The 21,529-nt window shown below is 60.0% G+C and carries 21 protein-coding genes; 13 read left to right on the forward strand and 8 right to left on the reverse strand.

The features are described from left to right. Position 1 precedes the first annotated feature (1 nt). The 6 genes from ACILSR_RS01135 to ACILSR_RS01160 all read left to right on the forward strand — a co-directional run bounded on the left by ACILSR_RS01135 (position 2) and on the right by ACILSR_RS01160 (position 7,456). Positions 2–1,678: a response regulator gene (locus ACILSR_RS01135; protein ID WP_395747877.1), complete on the forward strand. Its 1,677-nt coding sequence runs from the start codon at positions 2–4 to the stop codon at positions 1,676–1,678. Between the two features lie 41 nt (positions 1,679–1,719). Then, positions 1,720–3,456, forward strand: a complete 1,737-nt coding sequence (kaiC, locus tag ACILSR_RS01140) for a circadian clock protein KaiC (protein ID WP_395747878.1) — start codon at positions 1,720–1,722, stop codon at positions 3,454–3,456. Further along, complete coding sequence (locus ACILSR_RS01145; protein ID WP_395747879.1) at positions 3,453–3,785, forward strand: circadian clock KaiB family protein; 333 nt, start codon at positions 3,453–3,455, stop codon at positions 3,783–3,785. Before kaiC ends, ACILSR_RS01145 begins: the two co-directional genes overlap by 4 nt. Continuing rightward, the gene (locus tag ACILSR_RS01150; RefSeq protein ID WP_395747880.1) at positions 3,782–4,147 is read left to right on the forward strand and encodes a circadian clock KaiB family protein; all 366 of its coding nucleotides are present in this window, start codon (positions 3,782–3,784) and stop codon (positions 4,145–4,147) included. Before ACILSR_RS01145 ends, ACILSR_RS01150 begins: the two co-directional genes overlap by 4 nt. Further along, complete coding sequence (locus ACILSR_RS01155; protein ID WP_395747881.1) at positions 4,144–6,597, forward strand: PAS domain S-box protein; 2,454 nt, start codon at positions 4,144–4,146, stop codon at positions 6,595–6,597. Before ACILSR_RS01150 ends, ACILSR_RS01155 begins: the two co-directional genes overlap by 4 nt. Positions 6,598–6,814: 217 nt before the next feature. Continuing rightward, the gene (locus ACILSR_RS01160; RefSeq protein ID WP_395747882.1) at positions 6,815–7,456 is read left to right on the forward strand and encodes an RNA polymerase sigma factor; all 642 of its coding nucleotides are present in this window, start codon (positions 6,815–6,817) and stop codon (positions 7,454–7,456) included. Positions 7,457–7,665: 209 nt separating this feature from the next. On the opposite strand, the gene ACILSR_RS01165 is transcribed toward ACILSR_RS01160, so the two are convergent. From ACILSR_RS01165 to ACILSR_RS01175, 3 genes are read right to left on the reverse strand one after another with little or no spacing between them, the layout of a single operon-like run. Further along, positions 7,666–8,385: a DUF892 family protein gene (locus tag ACILSR_RS01165; protein WP_395747883.1), complete on the reverse strand. Its 720-nt coding sequence runs from the start codon at positions 8,383–8,385 to the stop codon at positions 7,666–7,668. A gap of 41 nt (positions 8,386–8,426) precedes the next feature. Continuing rightward, positions 8,427–8,888, reverse strand: coding sequence for an SRPBCC domain-containing protein (locus tag ACILSR_RS01170; protein ID WP_395747884.1), 462 nt, complete (start codon positions 8,886–8,888; stop codon positions 8,427–8,429). 55 nt (positions 8,889–8,943) lie between these two features. After that, a complete protein-coding gene (locus ACILSR_RS01175) occupies positions 8,944–9,642 on the reverse strand; it encodes a response regulator (RefSeq protein ID WP_395747885.1) in 699 nt (232 codons plus the stop codon). A gap of 406 nt (positions 9,643–10,048) precedes the next feature. On the opposite strand from ACILSR_RS01175, the gene ACILSR_RS01180 reads away from it, so the two are divergent. The 7 genes from ACILSR_RS01180 (at position 10,049) to ACILSR_RS01210 (ending at position 18,109) form a co-directional block, all read left to right on the forward strand. Next, positions 10,049–10,300 (forward strand): hypothetical protein, encoded by a 252-nt coding sequence (locus tag ACILSR_RS01180; RefSeq protein WP_395747886.1) that lies wholly within the window; start codon positions 10,049–10,051, stop codon positions 10,298–10,300. Between the two features lie 127 nt (positions 10,301–10,427). Then, a complete protein-coding gene (locus tag ACILSR_RS01185; protein WP_395747887.1) occupies positions 10,428–11,084 on the forward strand; it encodes a hypothetical protein in 657 nt (218 codons plus the stop codon). Positions 11,085–11,356: 272 nt separating this feature from the next. Continuing rightward, on the forward strand, positions 11,357–14,257 hold the full coding sequence (locus tag ACILSR_RS01190) for an ATP-binding protein (RefSeq protein ID WP_395747888.1): 2,901 nt from the start codon (positions 11,357–11,359) through the stop codon (positions 14,255–14,257). Between the two features lie 142 nt (positions 14,258–14,399). Then, complete coding sequence (locus ACILSR_RS01195; protein WP_395747889.1) at positions 14,400–14,678, forward strand: DUF2934 domain-containing protein; 279 nt, start codon at positions 14,400–14,402, stop codon at positions 14,676–14,678. 327 nt (positions 14,679–15,005) lie between these two features. Continuing rightward, entirely contained in the window at positions 15,006–16,487 is a 1,482-nt protein-coding gene (locus ACILSR_RS01200; protein WP_395747890.1) for a PAS domain S-box protein, read from the forward strand. A 55-nt stretch (positions 16,488–16,542) separates the two neighbouring features. After that, on the forward strand, positions 16,543–17,268 hold the full coding sequence (locus ACILSR_RS01205) for a response regulator (RefSeq protein ID WP_395747891.1): 726 nt from the start codon (positions 16,543–16,545) through the stop codon (positions 17,266–17,268). A 502-nt stretch (positions 17,269–17,770) separates the two neighbouring features. Further along, positions 17,771–18,109 carry an aspartyl/asparaginyl beta-hydroxylase domain-containing protein gene (locus tag ACILSR_RS01210; RefSeq protein ID WP_395747892.1) on the forward strand — a complete coding sequence of 113 codons (339 nt, stop codon included), beginning with the start codon at positions 17,771–17,773 and terminating at the stop codon, positions 18,107–18,109. A 126-nt stretch (positions 18,110–18,235) separates the two neighbouring features. On the opposite strand, the gene ACILSR_RS01215 is transcribed toward ACILSR_RS01210, so the two are convergent. The 5 genes from ACILSR_RS01215 to ACILSR_RS01235 all read right to left on the reverse strand — a co-directional run bounded on the left by ACILSR_RS01215 (position 18,236) and on the right by ACILSR_RS01235 (position 21,232). Next, a complete protein-coding gene (locus ACILSR_RS01215; RefSeq protein WP_395747893.1) occupies positions 18,236–18,673 on the reverse strand; it encodes a response regulator transcription factor in 438 nt (145 codons plus the stop codon). Between the two features lie 8 nt (positions 18,674–18,681). Continuing rightward, positions 18,682–19,023, reverse strand: a complete 342-nt coding sequence (locus ACILSR_RS01220; protein ID WP_395747894.1) for a polymer-forming cytoskeletal protein — start codon at positions 19,021–19,023, stop codon at positions 18,682–18,684. A gap of 196 nt (positions 19,024–19,219) precedes the next feature. Then, a complete protein-coding gene (locus tag ACILSR_RS01225; RefSeq protein WP_395747895.1) occupies positions 19,220–19,387 on the reverse strand; it encodes a DUF1328 domain-containing protein in 168 nt (55 codons plus the stop codon). Positions 19,388–19,809: 422 nt separating this feature from the next. Beyond that, positions 19,810–20,460 carry a L,D-transpeptidase gene (locus ACILSR_RS01230; RefSeq protein ID WP_395747896.1) on the reverse strand — a complete coding sequence of 217 codons (651 nt, stop codon included), beginning with the start codon at positions 20,458–20,460 and terminating at the stop codon, positions 19,810–19,812. A 292-nt stretch (positions 20,461–20,752) separates the two neighbouring features. Further along, complete coding sequence (locus ACILSR_RS01235; RefSeq protein WP_395747897.1) at positions 20,753–21,232, reverse strand: hypothetical protein; 480 nt, start codon at positions 21,230–21,232, stop codon at positions 20,753–20,755. Between the last annotated feature and the right edge of the window lie 297 nt (positions 21,233–21,529).

Here is a 21,529-nt window from a genome sequence, read left to right on the forward strand (position 1 = left end):
CATGAGCCTTCAAATCCCAAGTCACACAACGCCGGCTCAGCCGCTGCCTGTCGTTTTGGTCGTGGACGATGATTCAAAAAATCTCATCGCGCTCGAAAGCGTGCTGGACGGGGCGAGCTATACCTTGATCCAGGCGCAGACCGGGGCCGAGGCCCTCATGGCACTGATGAACGGTGACTTTGCGGCGATCGTGCTCGACATCCAGATGCCCGACATGAGCGGCATCGAGCTCGCGCGCATGATCAAGGAGCGCAAACGCACCCAGCACATCCCCATCATCTTTCTCACCGCCCATTATCGTGAGGATGAGCACGCGGTGCTCGGGTATGATGTGGGTGCGGTCGATTACCTCACCAAGCCCATCAGCCCCGCCGTGCTGCGCTCAAAGGTGAATGTCTTCGTGGAGCTGTTCGCCAAAACGCGCGCACTCGCCGAAATGAACCGCACCGCGCAGGCGGCCGAGGAGGCGCTGCGCCTGGCCAATGTGGAGCTCGCCGCGCGCAATGAAGCCCTTGTGCGTGAGGCGGAAGAACGCGACCGCCGCATTCGCGCGGAGTCCGCCCAGGCTGAAGCCGAGGAGGCCAATGCCGCAAAGGATCGCTTCCTGGCCATGCTCTCGCATGAGCTGCGCACCCCGCTCTCCCCCATCGTGCATGCGGTCACCTTGATTGAGGAGATCGACTGTCCTCCCGCCATCCAGGAGCACATCGCCACCATTCGCCGGAATGTTCGTCTTGAAGCCAGGCTGATTGATGACCTGCTGGATCTGGCGCGCATTCGCAATGGCAAGCTGAGGCTCGAATTTCAGCCGGTGGATGTGCACGAGGTGCTGCGCCATGCCCTGGACATCTGCATGGCGGACCTCAATGCGCGCCGCATCAAAGTCATCGAAAAGCTGGAGGCGCCGGATCCTTATGTCCGCGGCGACTTCGCGCGTCTGCAGCAGGTGTTTTGGAACCTGCTCACCAACGCCGCCAAGTTCAGCCCCGAAGGCGGGACCATCGAGGTGCGCAGCTATTCCATCAATCCGGGCAGCCAGATCGGAGTGGAGATTTCGGACAACGGCATGGGCATCGCCAGCGAAAAGCTCGACCGGATTTTTGACGCCTTTGAGCAGGGTGCCCGGCACTCGCACACAGGTCTGGGCCTCGGCCTGGCGATCTGCAAAGCACTGGTGCAGATGCACAGCGGTGCCATCGTGGCCCACAGTGACGGCCCGGACCGAGGGGCCAGGTTTACCATTCAGCTGCCTGGCTCCGTGGTGGGCCAGCACATTCACGGCAGCCACAGCAATGAAGTGACGCCATCCTCCGGACTGCGCCTCCTGGTGGTGGAAGATCACCACGACACCCTCTCCACACTCGAGCGCCTGCTGCTCCGCCGCGGCTATGTGGTGCGGACTGCCTCCAGCATTGCGGAATGCATGGAGGTGGCCCGCGAATACGAATTTGACATTCTGGTCTCGGACATCGGTCTGCCAGACGGGCGCGGCACGGAGTTGCTGGAGGGGCTTGGGAAAAAACTTGGCCGCCTGCCGCCCGCGATCGCCATGAGCGGATTTGGCATGGATGAGGATATCGAGCGCAGCAGGCTGGTGGGTTTTGCGGAACATCTGACCAAACCGATCGAATTTCCCGCCCTCCAGCAGGCGATCGCACGAATTACCATAGCAGATTAAGCCGGTTTACCTTGAGAACAAATCCGGCATTCACACCACGCATGAAACGGAAAAAAGAAGAACTAAAAAAGAACACGCTTATCCCCAAGTCCCTCACGGGCATCGAAGGCCTGGACGAAATCACCGGCGGCGGCCTGCCGGCCGGAAGGCCGACATTGCTCTGTGGCGGTGCTGGCTGCGGCAAGACGCTGCTGGCCACGGAGTTTCTGGTGCGCGGGGCCATGGCGGGCGAGGGCGGGGTATATATGATGTTTGAGGAAAACGTCGCGGAGCTGACCGCCAACGTGCGTTCGCTCGGTTTTGACCTGGATCACCTGGTGCAGAGGAAAAAGATCGTTCTCGATCATGTTTACATTGAGCGGACTGAGATCGAGGAAACGGGCGAGTACAATCTCGAAGGGCTGTTCATCCGGCTGGGACATGCGATCGACTCCATCGGCGCAAAGCGCGTCGTGCTGGACACCCTCGAAGCCCTCTTCTCCGGCCTGCCGAATCACGCGGTGTTGCGCGCGGAACTGCGCCGCCTCTTCCGCTGGCTGAAGGACCGGGGCATCACCGCGGTCATCACCGGTGAGCGCGGAGAGGGGATGCTGACGCGCTACGGCCTGGAGGAATATGTCGCGGATTGCGTGATCGTGCTGGACCACCGTGTGGAAGCGCAGATCTCCACCCGCAGGCTTCGCGTGCTCAAGTACCGCGGCACAACGCATGGGATGAATGAATACCCCTTCATAATCACAGCCCACGGGATCTCCGTGCTGCCCATCACATCCTTGCGTCTGGACCACAAGGCGGCTTCCCAGCGTGTTTCCACCGGCATCGCACGCTTGGACGAAATGCTCGGAGGCAAAGGGGTTTTTCGCGGCAGCAGCCTGCTCGTCTCCGGCTCGCCCGGCACAGGAAAAAGCAGCATCGCCGCCAAGTTTGTGGAGGCTGCCTGCCGCCGCGGAGAGCGGGCTCTTCTCTTTGCGTATGAGGAGTCCGCCGGCCAGATCATCCGCAACATGAAATCCATAGGCATTGATTTGGAGCATTGGGTGAAAAAGGGTCTTCTGGACATCCATGCATCTCGGCCCACGCTGCAGGGGCTTGAACAGCATCTGGTGATGATGCATGACATGGTGCGTAAGTTCCGACCCGCAGTGGTCGCCGTGGATCCGATCAGCAACCTCACGTTCGACGATTCCAAGGAGGCGGTGAAGCCCACCCTCATGCGTCTCATTGATTATTTGAAGCAGCGTCAAATCACCGCGGTTTTCTGCTGCCTCACCACCGGCAGCTCGGCTTCGCCTGCTCCCGAAGATTCGCAGGTGGGCGTCTCCTCTCTCATGGACGTGTGGCTGATGCTGCGGAACATTGAGTTGAACGGGGAGCGCAACCGCACCCTGTATGTTCTCAAAGCACGCGGCATGCACCATTCCAACCAGGTGCGCGAGTTTGTGCTCACGGAGGACGGCATTGATCTCCTCGACGTTTTCCTTCTCGATGACCGCGTGCTCACTGGCAGCGCACGGGCGGCGCAGGAGGCGCGGTTGATCACAGACAATGAGCTTCGCGAACAGAACCGCCAGCGCTTGATCCGGCAGATCGCGAGCAAGCGCAAGGCGGTGGAGGCTCAGATCGCCATGCTGCGGGCAGAGCTGGAGGCCCAGGAGGAGGAGATGAACTTCTCCATTCAGGAGGAGGTTTCGCAGGTGAAAAAAGCACTGCACAACGTCCAGACCCTGGCCGCGCTGCGCGGCAAACCCAATTCCAACAAGCCACAAGCAAGACAATGACCCGCACCTCTTCCTCCACGAAGCAGCCCGTGGCCGCATTTGAACTTCGGCTGTATGTGGCCGGCCAGACCAGCAAGTCGCTGACCGCTCTGAGCAACCTGCGGCGCATGTGCGAGACTCACCTCGCCGGGCAGTACCGCATCGAGGTCGTCGATCTGCTGAAGACTCCTCAGCTCGCCGCCGGTGACCAGATCCTGGCGGTTCCCACCCTGGTGCGCCGCCTCCCCGAACCGATCAAAAAAATCATTGGCGACCTTTCCAATGAAGAGCGCGTCCTGGTGGGCCTCGACGTGCAGCCGGCGAAATCTCTGAAACCCTCCGAAGAATGAAGAAAAAGCCCTCCACATCAGACAGCGTCCAGACCTTCTCGAATGACGCCATCGAAGCTGCTGACAAGGAGCGCTACGTACTCCGTTTGTACATTACGGGATACTCCCCCCTTTCCGCCAGGGCCGTCGTGCGCATCCGCAAGATCTGCGAAGAGCATTTGGAGGGGCGTTACGATCTTGAGGTGGTGGACATCTCGAAAAATCCCACGCTGGCCGCCGGGGAGCAGATCATCGCCGCTCCCACGCTGATCAAAAAACTGCCGCTCCCTCTGCGCCGTTTCATTGGAGACATGTCCCAAACCGAGCGCATCCTGCTGGGCCTGGACCTGCGTAAAGCAGGGGAAGCACCACCGAAGTCATGAGCACGGCCGAAGATTCAGCAGCAGAGATAGACCGGCTGCGGGCGGCGAATGCAGATCTGCAGGCGCGCCTCGAGGAGGCTGAAGAAACCTTGCGCGCGATTCATAACGGAGAAGTGGATGCCCTGGTGGTGCAGGGCCAGGCCGGGACCCAGATCTTCACCCTCCTTGGCACCGAAACAGAGGCCAATCAGTTTCGCGGGGACATTCTCTCCCAGATCAGCGATGCCGTCGTGGCGATGGATCCCGAGCGGAATGTCACCTACCTCAATGCCGCGGCGGAAAAGCAGTATGGCGTGAACTCCAATGAAATCCTGGGCCGCAGCTACCGGGAAATGTGGACGCCGGGCTGGAGCAGCCCGGAGACCGAGAAGGCCGCGCTGCAGGAGCTGAATGACACCGGCAAATGGCGCGGGGAGATCACCCACATCAAACGCGACGGCGTCATGATCCACGTCGAGTCCGTGGTCATCCGCCTGATCGATTCAGAAGGAAAGGACATCGGCATTCTGGCCACCATCCGTGACATTACCGAGCGCAAGCGGGCCGAAGAAAGAGTGGCGGAGCAGTCTCGCCTGCTGGACCTTAGTTTTGACGCGATCTTTGTCCGCGATCTGGAGAACCGCATCACATACTGGAGCCAGGGGGCCGAGCATGCCTACGGCTTCACCCGTGAGGAGGCGGTGGGAAGACTGAAACACGAACTGCTGCGCACCGAATTCCCCAAGCCCCTGGAGCAGATCAAAGAGCAGCTTTATCGCAACGGCCGCTGGATCGGTGAGCAAAAGCACGTGCGGAAAGATGGCTCTGTCATCATCGACAACACCCGCTGGGTGCTGGATCGGGATGCCGAGGGCCGGCCGGCTTCCATCCTCGAGACCAATACGGACGTGACCGAGCGCCGCCGCGCCGAGGTGGCTCTGCAGCTCAGCGAGCGTCGATATCGGAGTCTTATCCAGGGGCTTCCCGCAGCTGTTTACACCTGTGACCGGGAGGGTTTCATTCAGCTTTACAATGCTGCCGCAGTCGAGCTTTGGGGGCGCGAGCCGGAGATCGGCAAAGATTTGTGGTGCGGTTCACTGCGCATGTACAAGCCCGATGGCACGCCGCTCGCCCTGGACCGCTGCCCAATGGCGCGCACGCTTTATGAAGGCGTCGGCGTCAGGGGAGACGAGATCATCATTGAGCGCCCCGATGGCAGCCGGCGGTATGTACTCCCCTACCCTGACCCGATCTTCGATGCCGATGGAGAAGTGACTGGCGCCGTCAACATGCTCCTGGACATCACCGATCGCAAAAACACAGAGACACTGCTGCGCGAGGCCAAGGACACCGCCGAGCTGGCAAATCAAAGCAAGGACCGCTTCCTCGCCGTCCTCAGCCATGAATTGCGGACACCTCTGACTCCGGTGCTACTCACGGTGGCCTCCCTGGAACATGCTTCCAACCTGAGCGCCGAAGTGCGTGAGGACCTCACGATGATCAAGCGCAACATCGAACTGGAAACCAAGCTCATCGACGATCTGCTCGATCTCAGCCGGATCACCAGCGGCAAGCTGGATCTCGTGATCGATGCGGTGGATCTCAATGAGGTGGTGCGCCAGGTTTGCACCATCTGCGCGCCCCAGCTGCGCGAGCACGCAGTCTTTCTGGAGGCGGATCTCGAAGAGGGCGTCGGCATGGTCGCCGCGGACTCCGCCCGCCTGCAGCAGGTCCTGTGGAACGTGGTGAAAAATGCCATCAAATTCACTCCCCAAAATGGCACGATCCACGTCAGCACCTCCCGGCGCATGGATGGGTATTGCGAGGTGCGCATCAAAGACCACGGCATCGGCATTCCCCCCGAAAGCCTTCCCCATGTGTTCAATGCCTTCGAGCAGGGCGGCCCCAACATCACCCGTCAGTTCGGCGGCTTGGGACTTGGCCTCGCGATCAGCAAAGCCCTCATGGATCTGCACCACGGCGCCATCCGTGCCGAAAGCGCCGGCGCCGGCCAGGGTGCGACGTTCATCATTGAGCTGCCGTCCAAAACAATGACAACCACGGCCAAAATTCGGCTGATGACCCCGCCGGAAAGCGCGACGCTCCCCCCGCTGCGGCTGCTTCTCGTGGAAGACCACGCGGACACCGCGCGCATCCTCAGCCGTCAGCTGACCAGATCCGGAGTCACCGTCCTTCAGGCTACGAACGTGGACACCGCCATCAAACTGGCCGCAAAGGAGCCGTTTGATGTTCTGGTGAGCGACCTGGGGCTGCCGGATGGCACAGGCTACGAAATTATGCGCCATCTACGTGAAGTTCGTCAGGTCCCGGGAATAGCCATGAGCGGCTATGGCATGGAGGAGGACATGCGCCGCAGCCGTGAGGCTGGCTTTGCCGAGCACTTGGTCAAACCTATTGACCTGCGGGAGCTCATTGCCGCCATTCGTCGCGTGACGGCAAAACGTGTTTAGCCGGACTCGGCAGCATCACCAGAGGCAGGCTGCCCCTCGTCACCGGCGCAAGGAGATCAATGCAGCAGTGCGTCAGCCCCGCCGGATCTGCGCATCATGACCTGGCTTCATGTCGGGTTGTCCGCGAATGAACAGCCCTGGCATCAGGCGTACCCCTACGTGGTGTACAGGGCGGAGTCGGGTTGTGGGGTGTCCGGCCTGCGGATAACGGTCCCACATGAAATCTTTCACCACGTCCTCCTCGTTCTTGTCCTCGCCCAGCAGCGATTTTGATGCTCAGCAGCCACCGGATGAGGATCTGATGGCCGCCATCCAGCAGCGCGATGCCTCCGCTCTGGAAACCCTCATGCAGCGCTACCGCCGGCTGCTGAAGAGCGCGATCATGCGCACCGTCAATGACGACAGCGCCGCCGAGGACGTCTTGCAGGAATGCTTCTTCGAACTCTGGCGCCAGGCTGACCATTATTCACCGGCCAAGGGTCGTCCGCTGGCTTGGATCATGACGCTTGGCAAACGCCGTGCCATCGACCATCTGCGTCGTTCCATGGCCTACTGCCGCGCCAAAGACCGTATGGAGAATGCCATTCATCAATCCGCCTCCTCCACCTATGATTCAGCCGCCGCCGACTGCGAGCAGGCAGACATGGGTCGCGTGCTGGGTGAGCATCTTACCCTCCTGCCCCAGGCTCAGAAGCAGGTCATCGTCCTGGCCTTTCTTCAGGGCATGAGCCAGCGCGAGGTCGCGGAAGCCACCCACACCCCCTTGGGCACGGTGAAAACCCGCATGGAGCTTGGCCTCAAGAAACTCCGTCAGGTGTTTCGTACCCGCAGCGCCATTCACACGCTGCAGGCTGCTTAGACCAGTTCTCGACAACATGGTCGTTTAGATCGCCGAGCGCATCGGCCCCAGTGGCAAGGCCGTAGCGCAGGCTGCTATCTGAAAAAAGGCGAGCGCCGGACACAGCCCATGGGGCCGCTCCGCCGTCAGGCCTATATGACAAGGTTTCTGAGAGTTGGTCCAAGCCCTGCCTCATCCATTGATTCCGCTTGAGCTGAGGATCTACCCTTTCAAGCAGCGCGGGGCAGCCTGGCGCCAAACAAAGTCATGTTCTGCCCCAGTTGCGCAAACTCCCACTGTGCAGCGGGGTTGACCGGTGCGATCTTGTCGGCCTGGAGTTCCTCTTCGTCTTCTTCTGCACACAGGCAGTCAGCAGCGATCTGTGGCAGGTAGCATTCCAGCCATTTGCTGATCCGTTTCTCCGCCAGCAGGATTTCGTCACAGATTCGCACGACCTCAAGCAGTCCGAAATGCTGCGCACCATCCCGAAGGCGGGAGTGGCAGGCGATCTCGAAATGCTCCGTGGCAAACACGGTCAGCACATTCTTGATTCGTTCATCTCGGACAAAGGCCGCCCCCATGCTTTGCATAAGCTCAATGCCCCGGGCTATTTCCGACCGCAGCGAGGCCGCCTCCGAGCCGAGCCTCCTGAGGCACGCTGCGAGTGCGTCGGCATGCCTTCGGGTTGCTGCACAGTGTTCCGAGGCCTGCACCTGAAGGGCTTGATGAGTGTGCGGATGCACCATCAGTTTTTGCAGCGCGATCTCCATGGCCTTTTCCATGGCGTAGGCGTCGCGCAGGCCTTCAATGAGTTCAGTCTTGCTATTCATGTGCGGTGATTGGTTTGGAGTGCACGCCTGGAGGTCGCGGTGCAGTGCAGTTTGCACTTGCCAGCGCATTTGAGCCACCTTCATCGATTCAGGAGCCTCTATGATCGTTTGTTCAGGCAAAACCTGACTTTAGATGTCATGCCCACACTTGGGGGGGCAGATCAGGACGGCTCCGCGAAGAGGCGCTCAAGCCTGTCGAGCGCACTGTTCCAGCCGCCGATGTGGCCATCACGCGATTCCTCGTTGGGAAGTTTGTCATGCACGAGCCTGAGTTCCGTCAGAGTTCCATTCTCCTTCTCCAAGAACTCGATGCTGACCAGGCTCCAGGCATCTTTCCACGCCGGTGCATCCACCCACTGCCATGTGTGTACGATCTTTTTCGGAGGCTGCACCGTGTGGTATTTTCCGCGGACGAGGCTCTTTTTGCCATCAGGCCGGGTCAGCAGCCAGCGGAAGGTCCCGCCGCGCCACGCATCCAGATCCAGTTCCTCCGTCTCGCACCCCTCTGCCCCCCACCACCGCAGTGCAAGGCTGGTGTCCGTCCACGCCGCATAGACGCGCTCACGCGGCGCCTGGATCATGCGAACGATCTGAAGGGCGGTTGGGTTGGTGAAGAGTGTCATGCCAGACTCAGATCGCAGCTGAATCATCAAATGGACGGGTCCCGCGGAGGCGGGGTCAGCCTTCCTGCGTGGCGATCCATTCCGTGGCAAAATCCATAAGTTCCTCCGCATCCTTAAAGCCGAGCTTCTCCTTGATGTGGGTGCGATGGGTTTCGATGGTCTTCACGCTGATGTGCAGAGCCTCGCTGATCTCACGCGTCGATTTATGACGTCCGAACAGCTGCAGCACTTCGAGCTGGCGGTCCGACAGCTTTTCCACTGGTGAGCCAAACTCTCCGGTGCTTCCCGCTATCGACTTGAAGATCAGCTTCTCGCTGAACTGCGGACTGACATAGATGCCGCCTCCGCAAACTTTGCGCAGCGCATCCAGAATATGCTCCATCGTCTGCTGCTTCATCAGATACCCCTTCGCACCCGCCCGCAGGGCGCGCAGTGCATAGAGCGACTCATCATGCATCGAGATCATGAGAATGATCAGGTTCGGCTGCTCGGCGAGCATGTATTTGATCAGCTCGATGCCGTTGGTTCCAGGCAGGGACACATCCATCAACACCACATCGGGTCCATGCTTTCGCATGGCCTCCAGTGCGAGCTGGGCGTTGCTGGCTTCGGCGCAAATGGTGATCTCGCTGACTTGGCCGAGATACTGGCAGATGCCGTGCCGAAATACCGGATGGTCATCCACGACAAGCAGACGCTTGCCAGCTTCGACGGCTGCCGGGGCGTTCGGGACGGCGGAGGCTTGCATGTTCATAGGGAGTTCCAGCCATGCGCCTCCATCCAGAAGGACGGACAGTGCCGCTGGGTGCAGTTCACGGTGCAGGGTTTGGTGCGGAAAATTCGCATCTCCCTCGGCATCTGGATGTGCCTCCTTTTCCATCCTCTTCGGAATCTTCGCGCAGGGTTTCCCCAAAATGCCGCAAAATGAGGCATCCAGCTGCAGGCCGGGGTGCGATCCACCTGGAACTCCGGGCTCCCATGAAAGTGAAACCAAGACACACCACCATGTCCTTGGGCAGGCTGATCACGAAAGTTTACGACCAGTTCGGTGCGCGGCATGCCGAGGCCTTGATCTGGTTTGCCCTTCACGGTCATCCTGTTTTCCCTTCCCATCGTGATAGCCCGGGATTCGCAGGATCATCACGCAAACCACACAAGTCATGAGCTACCACGCCATCATTCACGAACTCAGCACCGGACGCTTTCTGCTTCAATGCGATGTAGAGGCCCACGATCTGCACGAAGCAGAAAACGCCGCCATTTCCAAGGCCGCCCTGGCCACCAAGGCACACCCGAGTGACATGGACGTCAGGCACCTCCATGAGCGGGCCGAGCGCGCCTTTTCTTGGGCTGCAGATGCACAGCCTTACCATTTTTCTTCCAGCATGAGCCTGCGGCACGCCGCAGGCTAAAGACAATCTTCAACTCCCACGAGCGAGAAGGTCCCGTCGCTGCGCTCAATTTTTCGTGCCCTCGTTTAATTCGAGGGCTTCGTATTTTCGTTAAAGCTATATCGTTAATCGTAGTTTAAAGTATTGCATGGATGAATCCGTCATTGCCTGGTCACGCGTAGCCGCTTTTGTGCGGCAGCACACACATGATGTTCGCAACGGACTCAACAGCCTGGATTTGGAGGCTTCATTTCTACAGGAGCTCGTGCCCGATGGCGAAGCCGGCACCAGTGTCGCTCGCGTACGCAAGCAGGTCCGCGGCCTGGCGCAGCATCTGCGCACCCTGTCCATGATCGTTCAGGAACCCTCACCCGCGATCGGCAAAACACCCGCCAGGTCCCTGATGAAGATCTGGCGCGAAAAGCACGCCTCAATCACCGGCGCTCCTGAAGTGACCTGGGATGATCATCTGGGAGATGAGCAGGTGGATGTGGATGTGGAGTTCATCGCCACCGTGTTCAATGAGTTGCTTCTCAATGCGATGGCGTTTTCCCGTGGCGCAGTGCTGAAGATCAGCGCCCGCTCCGAAGGCGGCAGGGTGATCTTTGAATTGAAGGAACCCAAAAAGGAGCCGGTGGAGACTGGCGCTTGGGGCCAGCCCTTTTCCGCGATGCGCCATGATCACTATGGCCTGGGCCTATGGTCGGCAAAGAGGCTGCTAAAAGCCTGCAACGCTTCGTTCACACAGGAATATTTGCCTGCTGAATCCTGCTTGCTGTCACAGATCATTCTTCCTGTCGTGTGAACAACCGGGCGGCATGCCCACTGATGGGCGCTGGCGCTCAGATGCCGCTCGTGAAACTCCGCAGGGAATGCCGAAAAACCTTAGAGTCGCATCAGGCGCCCTCCTGATGTGGGAATAACTTGCGAGCAACTCCGCCCGGTCGCCCCGGCTCTCTTCAATCGCAAGGATCCTCTCCTGGGAAAAGCACTCCATTGTTTTAAAGCACCATCTGTCGTAATACTTTGGCCAGTGCATGCCGCCGCTGGTGGCTTCCAGCTTGGTCTCCGCCCTCTATGAACCATCGATCGCTGCTTCAATACGTCATCTTCGTCACGAGCGTTCTCCTCCTGGCAGCCGGGATCTCCCTTTCCCTCGGCACCAAGGCGGGGGATTTTTTCATGCCCCATTCGCATTGCTACTTGTTCAACAAGGACCTGATGCTGCTGCATGGCGGCTCGGACATGCTCATCGGCCTGGCTTACGTGGCCATCTCTGCCACCCTCGTGTGGCTGGTCTATCGCGCCCGCCACAATCTGCCCTTCCACTGGATGATGCTGGCCTTCGCCACCTTCATCGTTGCCTGCGGTGCCACGCACTTCATGGAGGTTTGGACGCTTAACGCCGCCAATCCGCGCTACTGGCTCTCGGGCTGGGTCAAGCTCATCACCGCTGTCGCCTCCGTCACCACGGCACTGGTGCTGCCCCCGCTCGTCCCTCGCATCCTGTCCCTCATGGATGTCGCGCGCCAGTCGGCCGAGAACCGCGGGAAGCTGGAGCAGGCCTACAAGGAGCTGAACGAACTGTACTCCAAGGTGAAGCAGATGGATCAGATCAAGACGAATTTTTTTGCAAACGTCAGCCACGAACTCCGCACTCCGCTCGCCCTCATCTTCTCCCCGGTTGACAGGCTTTTGCAGCTGAAACCCGACCAGTCCACCAGACGCGAGCTCACGGTGATCCGCCGCAATGCGCTGCTTCTCTACAAACACGTCAACGATCTTCTCGACGTTTCGAAACTCGAGGCGGGCAAGCTCGAGCTGCAGTACTCGCGGCTGGACCTCTCCGCCATGGCGCGGGCCATGGCCAGCATCTTTGAGTCCGTCGTCAGTGAACGCGGCATCCGTGTCGAGTTGCAGACGCCCGCTGAAACCCAGGTGGAGGTGGACGCGGACAAAGTTCAGCGCGTGTTCATGAACCTCCTGTCGAATGCCTTCAAATATTCCCCCAATGACAGCGTCGTGCGCCTTGCCCTGATGGAGGATGGCGATCACCTCACGCTGACGGTGGAAGATGCCGGCCCGGGCATCCCCCCTGAATTGCGGGATGGGATCTTCGAGCGCTTCCAGCAGGGTGACAAAGACACCCAGAGGCGCTATGGCGGCACGGGTCTCGGCCTGTCCATCACCAAGGAGTTTGTGGAAATGCACGGTGGCTCGATCACCGTCGGACAGAGTGCTGCAGGCGGCGCTCAGTTTCGCGTACGCCTTCCCCGGAAAGCCCCCGGCGGGGTCGAGGTCGAGACCTCGCCTTGGTTGGGCACGGATGAAGTGCTGCGCCGCCTGGCAAACTCTCCCTCTCAAGAACATGTGGCGGGCGCTTCCACGCCTGAAACCTCTGACAAAGATCTCCCGGATGTGCTCGTGGTGGAGGACAATCAGGACATGCGGGACTTCATCTGCCGCGTGCTCCAGCCGGATGCGCGGACGCGGTCCGCCGAGGATGGCGTGGCCGCGCTGGCAGCGGTGAAGGAAAAAATCCCGGACCTCATCATCACGGACATGATGATGCCGCGTATGACGGGAGAGGAGCTTGTGACCACCCTGCGCGGGGATGAGCACCTCGCGGATGTGCCCGTGATTCTGCTCACCGCCAAGGCGGATGAAGAAATGAAGATGAACCTGCTCATCGAAGGCGTGCAGGATTACGTGATGAAACCGTTTTTGACAGACGAGCTCCGCAGCCGCGTGCGCAATCAGCTTCAGACCAAGCTCACGCGTGACGCTCTTCGCAATGCCCTCGACTCCCGCTCGCTCGACATGGCGGTGATGGTCCGCGAACTGGCTGCTGCTAAATCTGCCGCGGAAACCGCAAACGCTGCCAAGGACAATTTTCTGGCGGTGCTCAGCCATGAGTTGCGCACGCCTTTGACGCCGGCGCTGGCGGCGGTGTCCTCCCTCATTTCCACACCTGCAGAAAATGAAGAAGAACTTCGCAGCTCGCTCGAACTGGTCTGCCGCAACATTGAGCTGGAGGCCCGTCTGGTGGACGATTTGCTGGACGTCACCCGCATCACCCGCGGCAAGCTGCGCATCAATTCCACCCCGGTGGACATCCACACAGTGCTGCGGGATGCGCTGGCGATTACTCAGGCGGACCTGCGCAAAAAGGACCTTGCCGTGACCCTGGAGCTTGCGGAAGGCCGCCCCCTGGTGCGTGGAGATGCCGCCCGCCTTTCCCAGGTGTTTTGCAATTTGCTGGCCAACGCAGCCAAGTTCACGCCCGAAGGCGGGCAGGTGACCATACGCAGCGTAAAAACAGAGTCGACGGTACGCGTCGAAGTGGCGGACAACGGCATCGGCATCGCCTCGGACATTCTGCCGCAAATTTTCGACCCCTTCCGTCAGGGCCATGCAGGCACCACACGACGCTTCGGCGGTCTGGGTCTTGGATTGAGCGTCGCAAAGGGGCTCGTCGAAGCCCACGGCGGCAAGATCAGCGTACGTAGCGGCGGGCACGATCAGGGGGCGACGTTCAGCGTTGAGCTGCCTGTTCTTACTGACGACACCATGCCTGCAGTGACCCGCCCCGTGCTCAGTGACGCCGCACAGACCCGCCCTCTCCGGGTGCTTCTGGTCGAAGACCATGAAGACACGCGTGCAGTTCTCCTCCGGCTGATGACGCGCTGGGGCCATCATGTCACCACGGCCGCCACCGTGGCCCAGGCGTGCCAGATTCTTGCACACGATTCCTTTGACATCCTGCTGAGCGATCTCGGTCTGCCGGATGGAACCGGCCTGGAGGTGATCTCTTCCCTGCGCCAGTCCTCAAACATCCCCGCCGTCGCCATGAGCGGCTACGGCATGGAGGCAGACATCGCCCGCGCACGCGCCGCGGGTTTCACCGAACACGTGGTCAAACCCATCACGGCCGAAGCTTTGCTCGACCTGCTGGCCCGTCACTCGGCACCGGTCTGATGCCCGCTCGCTGAGAGTTTTCCGCCCAAAGTCCGTGGCCGTGGCCCACCGCGGCCACTAGGGGTTCGCCTGATAAGCCAAGCAGGCAGCCACCCGATTGTGACGCCCTCAAAACAGGCCATCTTAGTTTTCTTGAACCACCATGAAAACGCAAACCATCACCAGGACTGCGGGAGTCAGACAGGAGGGCCCCGGTAAAAAAAATGCGCCCGGTCGCGATGCTGTTTCGCACACTCTTTCCAGCAGCACAATGGCTGGCGGAAATGTCACCTCAAGCTCCCGTCATCAGCGGGAGGAGATCGCAGCGCTGGCCTACAAAATCTGGCAGCAGCAAGGCTGCCCGGTTGGCTGTGAAGAACAGCACTGGAGGCAGGCAGAGCAGGAGTACTCCCACGCTGACACCCACACCTTGACCCCCTGACTGTGTTGATCATGAACGGGCAGGCTAAATTCCGACGCCCCCTGCCTCCCGAGCACGCAGCCACAGTTCCGCCCACCATCACCTTTCCATGATCCCCCTTTCTTCCCGCCTCCCTCACATGCCTTTCACTCTCCCGGCCAGGAAGAAATGCGCCACCGCTGTGGCGCAAAAACCATGAAAGCTCGACCAGAGGCCAGGTCCACGTCCACCACGCGACGTCCCTCCGCCACGAGGGCGAAACAGGCCGTTTTCGCGAAGAGTTCCCCCTCCAAACTGCCGCGGAATCAGGACGGCGTTTCTCCCCTGGTTCCTTCGGCGGAAAGAGGCATGCAGAAACGGTTGCTCGCAGAAAATCAGAGCCTCCTGGAACCCCGCAAGCAGGACCTGTGCGCAGTTCCTGGAGAAAGCGAGTCGCATGGCAGGCAGAACCGGCTACTCTTTGACCATTCTCCCGTCGGCTACGTCACGCTTGATTCCAAAGGTCGCATCGAGCAGATCAATGCCGCCGCTGCCAGCCTTCTCGGACGCGAGCTTCAGCACCTGGAGCACATCGGCTTTTCCGGCCTTCTCAATCGCCGAAAAGACCGTGAGCTGTTTCACACGCATCTTCAGCGCTGTGGTGCCGCGCCTCCCCGGGAGGAGAAGATCATCACAGAACTGCAGCTCCGCACCGCCTCCGGCCAGGTGAAGCTGGTGCAGTTGGCCACCAACCCTGCGGCGGTGATTGAGAAAAGCTGCCACCTCGTGGCCATCACAGACCTCACCTCCCGCAATGACGCGGAGGAGGCTCTGCGCTGGAGTGAAGGGCGCATGGCTTCCATTCTGGATGCACTCACTGAGGCGGTCATCTCGGTCGATGAGAACCAGCACATCGTTCTCTTCAATGCTGCAGCAGTGCGCATGTTCCGGCTCTCTGCGGCGGCAGTGCGCGGCCAGCCTCTCAGCCGGTTGTTTCATCCCGGTCAGGATTGCCACATCCGCGCTCTGGCCGCGGCTGGCGCCCTAGGCGAGCTCCGCGGTCTCCGGGCAGATGGCAGCGAGTTTCCCATCGAGGCATCCATCTCCCCTCCCATCGCCGGCGGCGCCCCCCTCGTCACACTCATCCTTCGGGACATCTCCGAACTCCGCAACACCAACAGGGAGCTGCATCACGAATACAAGGAGCGCCAGCGCCTGGAGCACGAAATCACCGAGATCAGCGAACGAGAACGCCGCAGCCTCGGTCAGGCCCTGCACGATGGCGTCTGCCAGCATCTCTCCGGCGTCGGCATGATGGCCGCCACATTGAGCGACGTATGCGGGCAGAGGGCGGACGCCGAAACCGCGGACAAGCTCAGGGAAATTGCCGGCCTCATCCGCAGCGCCACCAACGATGCTCGGGACGTGGCGCGCGGACTCAATCCCGTGGATGTGGACGCCAACGGCCTCGTCACCGCGCTTCGGGATCTGGCCGCCAGGTACAATGTGCCGGGACAGACCCGCTATGTGCTTCACTGTCACGAGCCCGTTCCGGTTCAGGACAACTCCGTGGCCATGCATCTTTACCGCATTGTTCAGGAGGCCGTCGTCAACGCCTCCCGGCATGCGCGCGCACGCAATATCAGCATCCATCTTGGCATCCGGCAGAGGGACATCATGCTTTCCATCACGGACGACGGTATCGGCATGCCGCCGGACATTGACCAGACATCAGGGCTGGGCCTCAAGCTCATGCGCTATCGTGCCAGCTCCATCGGTGCCACGCTCACCTTGGAGGCCCGTCCCGCCGGTGGCACCGTCATACGCTGCCGCCTGCCGTCTGCAGATTGACCATTTGAATGCTTTTCCAACACCTGACAGCACCGCACTTTCACCCCTGACTACCATGCCAAAAACAGCCGTCAAATCTCCTCCCCAGCCTCCACCGGCTGCACCGGAACCCGTCGCTGCGCCGGCCAAACGGCGGGTTCTGATCGTGGATGACCACCCTATCTTTCGCAATGGCATCAGCCAGCTCATCAACCACGAGGCGGATCTTCATGTCTGCGGTGAGATCTGTTCCGCCGCGCATGCGCTCACCGCTGTGGAGGATCTGAAACCCGACATTGTCGTTCTGGACATTTCCATCCAGGGCACGAACGGCATTGAGCTGATGAAGTCCATCCGCGCCCTGCACCCCGTCCTCCCGGCCCTCATGGTCTCCATGCATGAAGAGAGCATCTACGCGGAGCGCGCACTCCGTGCCGGCGCACGCGGTTATGTGATGAAGGCCGCCCCCTCCGAAAAAGTCATCGAAGCCATCCGCCGCGTGCTCAGCGGCAGCCTCTACCTGAGCGATGCCATCGGCGGGCGTCTTCTGGACACTTTCCTCAACGGCCGCGGCAGCAATGTCGGCAGCTCTCCCGTCGAACAGCTCAGTGATCGCGAGCTCGAAATCTTCCGCGCCGTGGGCGAAGGCCGTGGCACCCGCGAGATCGCACGCTCCCTCTTTCTCAGTGTCAAGACCGTCGAGACCCATCGTGCCCACATCAAGGACAAGCTTCAGCTCAAAACCGCTCCTGAACTCGTGCGTGCCGCCGTTGAATGGGTGAACCGTGAGGCCAATCTGTAATCGGCATGCCGTGGCCGGACGTGATTCGGAAATGACACATCCGGCGGGCACTTGGGCACCGATTTCCACCGCGAACAAACAAGGTGGGACGAAGACTGCCATTCGTTCTCCCATCCCCCCAAAAAACCTCCGTCATGTTTGTTCCCCGCCCTGGTCGGCAACTCGCCGACCAGGGCATTTTTTTGGGGCCGTCGATTTCCATGAGTGCACCCATCCACTTTCGCTCTCATCACGATGTCTTCAGTGTGGCACGAAAAGCAGCTCGACCAGCGATGGACTGAGCAACCGAAGTGCCATCAGTCCTGACTGACGCACCTCGTCAGTCAGGACTCACTTTTTTCAGGCATCAGGCACGGACGCCATTCGCTTTTACTGATCGCTGCCAACACCTTTGGAGCACCCCGGTGGGCATATGGAAAACATGCAAAACGCGTGCATCCGCTCCTCCAGCAGGCGGCGATTGGAAGAGGTCACCTCATTCATCCTTCCCATGCCAAGCCTCATGAAATCCCTCTCCGCCCCAAGCGCTCGCTTCTCCCTCAAGGACTGGTTTTTTCCGTCTAAACCCCAGTCCTGCCTTCAGGTGGAATGGGCCGGCGTCCTTCGCTCAGGTGATGACATGCTCGTGCCGGAGCCAGATGACGAGCTGCGCTTTCAGGTGGCCAATAGGATGTACCTTCTGGAGGAAGGCAAGAACCTCGTCTTCGACGAAAACTGGAACGCGGACGCATGGCACGACACCACAGGTTATCGCGTCGTTTTCCATGCCGGCACAAAACAGGCCCAACCCTGGCCTTGGCAAAAGCTGAACACCTTCTTCACAAAGCTCTCGCTTTGGTAGCATCAGGCATTCACAGAAAGGCCCCGCCATGAACAATGGCATCTTGTGCTATCGAATGGCATGGAGAGACGCGCTTGCATGGAAGGAGCCAAAACGGCTCCTCATCTTCTGCGCGGTGCCCCCCCCTCAGTTCCTTCCATCCTCAAAAAACCACTCCCCACCCTGCTGAATGGTATTCACCGCCTCGATGAGCTGCTCCAGAGAAGCCTCCTTGGGAATAAAGCCCCTGGCGCCAGCAGCAGCCGCGCGCCCCGGAAAGCTCCGGTCCTCCTGCGCGGAAACCATCAGAATGGGAAGATCAGGAAGTCGCGTCAAAACTTCCGTCGTGAAGTCAAAGCCGTTGCCGTCAGGCAGCCCCACGTCCATCACCAGCACATCAGGAGCGTCCCAGCGAATCTTCTCCGACGCTTCCGCGATCGAAGACGCCGTCCATGCCATGATGAGGTCCGGCGCGTCCTCGACCAGCGTCACAAACACCCCCCGGATGATCGCATGATCATCCACAACAGCAAGCCGCAGCCGCGTCGAGGGAGAAGTCTTGGGGGTGGGTGCTGGAGTGTTCAAGCAGTGTGTTAGCGTTTGAGTGTTCTTTCGGCAGGCGCAGCCGGCATCCGCACACGCGAGTGCCCGCAGAATGTCGCACCTTCCTCAATCGAAAAAGTAGCAGCCGTGATGTTTCCCAGCACCGTCGCCGTGGACTTCACATCACACCTCTCTTCCACCGTGATGTTGCCCTCCACGCTTCCGCGCACCACCACGCTTCGGGTGTTCACCGTCCCCTTGATCACGGCCTGCTCGCCGATCACGAGCGGACCGGTGGAGTGCACGTCTCCGACGATTCTGCCATCCATCTGCAGTTCCTTCGAAAACGTGAGCGAGCCCTGAATCTCAATATTCGCAAAGAGGTGGTTCATCGAAGTGCTTCTGGGTCATGCGTATTAAAACTCGAGTGCGGGAGGGCGTCAGGTTGAGTTCGTTCAGGTCACTCTCTCCGGCTGTATGAAAAAGTTCAGCCGATTGCAGCGAAGATCAACAGCGGTCGTTCTCACTCGATCGTCTGCGGCACAGCCTGGTTGGCGCTTCATCATTCCACCAGGCATCTCTTCCCGGCTACACCGGAGGCGCACGCCGTCCCAGCAGCAGGGAAACAAGGAAAAGAACGATGAACAGCACGAAGAGAATGTGTGCGATCCCCGTCGCCGTTCCGGCCAGTCCGCCGAAACCCAGAACCCCGGCGATGAGGGCGATGATAAGAAAAGTAGCAGCCCATGACAACATATTGACTCCTTTGGTTTTCCATACCTTCGCACCAAAGAGGCACGCCGTTTGTATGCTTCACAGATAAAAATTTTCTCTCCGCGCCCTTCCGCATCAGTTAACCTAAAAACGGGAATGGATGGCCTGTCGAACACCCGAAGTACTCGGAAAAAAATTTTAACCACACACTCCAAAGGTGATGCGTCCAATTTTGGATCTTTGTCTGATTTCCGTTTGTTCCGTGTATTCCGTAGGCTGCCATCTCCGTTTCTAGACCAGTTCTCGAAAAGATTGTCATATTGAACCGGCGAGCGCAGCGGCCCCAGTGGCAAGGCGGGAGCGCCGTCTGCTATTGAAGAATAACAGGCAAGCGACCAACGCAGCCAGTGGGGCCGCTCCGCCGTCCGGGCAATGTGACAAGATTTTTGAGAGTTGGTCTAGGGTTACTCCGGCAGCGCCTCCGGGGCGGGCATCCTTCCTTGGAGAATGTCCACCCGCGTACCAGGCCTCGCCCAATGCGCCAGATGAATCACATCCCGCGAGCTCATCCGCACGCACCCCCATGACACCGGGCTTTTCAGGCATTTCTCCGCCGTGGTCCCATGAATGTAAATGCACCTCTGCAGCGCCCGCGCATTGCCAGGCTCCTTCCCGCGCAGCCGCAAAATGCGCGTCACGATCGCGTCATATCCCGGCGTGTTCGGCCTCACAACATCACCCGTCGGCACCCGTCCCCGCAGCAGCGCCCCCTTCGGCAGGCCTTCCCCAATGATCTCCGCCACCTCCAGCCGCCCCAGCGGCGTCAGATTGGAGCGCATCTTGTCACCCACACCAAATCTTGACGTGCTCACCGGGTAGCGCTTCTTCGGCACCTGGTTTTCAAACGTCAGCAGCGTCTGCTCCTCCACACTCACCACGATCCGCTGCTCCGGCGCCGGTTTGGGGCATGGGCAGCGCCTCGAAAAAGGCGGCAGCCACGAAGGCCACCTGCTCTGCCTCATCGGGCACGGCTGCGCGCAGCTCGTCAGCCCGCAGGACATCATGAGCAGCACGGGCAGTGCGTGTTTTGGCAGGCACCTCAGGAGCCGTTTCATACACACGTATCGCACCAGTCCTCCATCACGGATGGCAGCAAGAAGATCAGCTCCCGACCGATTCTCGAAAGGACGTTCACCTAGAGAAGGGCTGAATATATCCACTGCGGAAATGGAAAATCCGAGAGCCTTGATTCAGGAGGATTTCTCTGCGGTCTTCTCACCTCTAGCGTTGTCAAAATCAGAGTCCCCTGCACCCCGAACGCCGCATCTCCCCCAGCGGCAAAGCAGCAGCGCCACCCATCCCATGGACAGGTGCGCTCCAGCTTAACAACATTCCCCGCCACTCCTCTCAAGGAGTTCTCACCGTAGGCGCCTTCGTCGAGCCCCGGGCCGATCTCGAACCATTGCTCCCGGCAAGCCTCGCAAAAGTGCTGCCCGCAGGGATGCCGCTGGAACTCCGCGTTGCTCCGTTGGTGAGGTGCGCCGCCGTGTTGCCCGGATACGTGCGGATCCCCGACTCAGGAGACACGGCCCCTACCGGCAGATAGTAATGCACCGTCAGATCAGGCTTCGGAGCGCTGTTCTCCGAAAACACCGTCGCATGCGGAGCATTGACCGCAGGCCTCACGGGAGTTGGATTGACCACCACCCCCGTGGGAGCGGTCACCTTCTTGGATTGCGCAATCGGAGCAGCTTCCGCCTTCACGACGGCAGACTGACCCGCAGGAACGATCGCCGGCAGAATAGTTTCCGCAGGCTGTTGTGCCACGGCAGGCCAGGCAGATGCCAGCACGACCCCGGTAAGCAAAGAGATGGATGCAGTTTTCATAGTACCCATTGAACGATCATCCACCCCTTTCGATTCGATAAATCATACTGCCTGAATGAACAGGACCTTCGACCACAGGCGCACACCTACTCAAATGAAGCCACGCCAATCTCCTCTCCCGCCGCACCACCGTCTCCCAGCAATGGCTCGCCCAAAACCTCGCCATGAAATCCGCCGCCAACGTCAGCCAGCAGCTCCGCCGCCTCGATCTCAAAAAGACCCGCACACAAGTTTCCGAGGCACCGCGCGAATTTCTGGATCAGCACCAATTTACCTCATGAGCCTTCCGCTGAATTT

Source organism: Prosthecobacter sp. (assembly GCF_044222565.1).
Lineage (GTDB): Bacteria > Verrucomicrobiota > Verrucomicrobiia > Verrucomicrobiales > Verrucomicrobiaceae > Prosthecobacter.

Coding starts and splice junctions, on each gene's coding strand:
- ACILSR_RS01135 (WP_395747877.1), top strand. CDS start 2: ATGAGCCTTCAAATCCCAAGTCACACAACGCCGGCTCAGCCGCTGCCT.
- kaiC (WP_395747878.1), top strand. CDS start 1,720: ATGAAACGGAAAAAAGAAGAACTAAAAAAGAACACGCTTATCCCCAAG.
- ACILSR_RS01145 (WP_395747879.1), top strand. CDS start 3,453: ATGACCCGCACCTCTTCCTCCACGAAGCAGCCCGTGGCCGCATTTGAA.
- ACILSR_RS01150 (WP_395747880.1), top strand. CDS start 3,782: ATGAAGAAAAAGCCCTCCACATCAGACAGCGTCCAGACCTTCTCGAAT.
- ACILSR_RS01155 (WP_395747881.1), top strand. CDS start 4,144: ATGAGCACGGCCGAAGATTCAGCAGCAGAGATAGACCGGCTGCGGGCG.
- ACILSR_RS01160 (WP_395747882.1), top strand. CDS start 6,815: ATGAAATCTTTCACCACGTCCTCCTCGTTCTTGTCCTCGCCCAGCAGC.
- ACILSR_RS01170 (WP_395747884.1), bottom strand. CDS start 8,888: ATGACACTCTTCACCAACCCAACCGCCCTTCAGATCGTTCGCATGATC.
- ACILSR_RS01175 (WP_395747885.1), bottom strand. CDS start 9,642: ATGAACATGCAAGCCTCCGCCGTCCCGAACGCCCCGGCAGCCGTCGAA.
- ACILSR_RS01180 (WP_395747886.1), top strand. CDS start 10,049: ATGAGCTACCACGCCATCATTCACGAACTCAGCACCGGACGCTTTCTG.
- ACILSR_RS01185 (WP_395747887.1), top strand. CDS start 10,428: ATGGATGAATCCGTCATTGCCTGGTCACGCGTAGCCGCTTTTGTGCGG.
- ACILSR_RS01190 (WP_395747888.1), top strand. CDS start 11,357: ATGAACCATCGATCGCTGCTTCAATACGTCATCTTCGTCACGAGCGTT.
- ACILSR_RS01195 (WP_395747889.1), top strand. CDS start 14,400: ATGAAAACGCAAACCATCACCAGGACTGCGGGAGTCAGACAGGAGGGC.
- ACILSR_RS01200 (WP_395747890.1), top strand. CDS start 15,006: ATGCAGAAACGGTTGCTCGCAGAAAATCAGAGCCTCCTGGAACCCCGC.
- ACILSR_RS01205 (WP_395747891.1), top strand. CDS start 16,543: ATGCCAAAAACAGCCGTCAAATCTCCTCCCCAGCCTCCACCGGCTGCA.
- ACILSR_RS01210 (WP_395747892.1), top strand. CDS start 17,771: ATGAAATCCCTCTCCGCCCCAAGCGCTCGCTTCTCCCTCAAGGACTGG.
- ACILSR_RS01220 (WP_395747894.1), bottom strand. CDS start 19,023: ATGAACCACCTCTTTGCGAATATTGAGATTCAGGGCTCGCTCACGTTT.
- ACILSR_RS01225 (WP_395747895.1), bottom strand. CDS start 19,387: ATGTTGTCATGGGCTGCTACTTTTCTTATCATCGCCCTCATCGCCGGG.
- ACILSR_RS01230 (WP_395747896.1), bottom strand. CDS start 20,460: ATGAAACGGCTCCTGAGGTGCCTGCCAAAACACGCACTGCCCGTGCTG.
- ACILSR_RS01235 (WP_395747897.1), bottom strand. CDS start 21,232: ATGAAAACTGCATCCATCTCTTTGCTTACCGGGGTCGTGCTGGCATCT.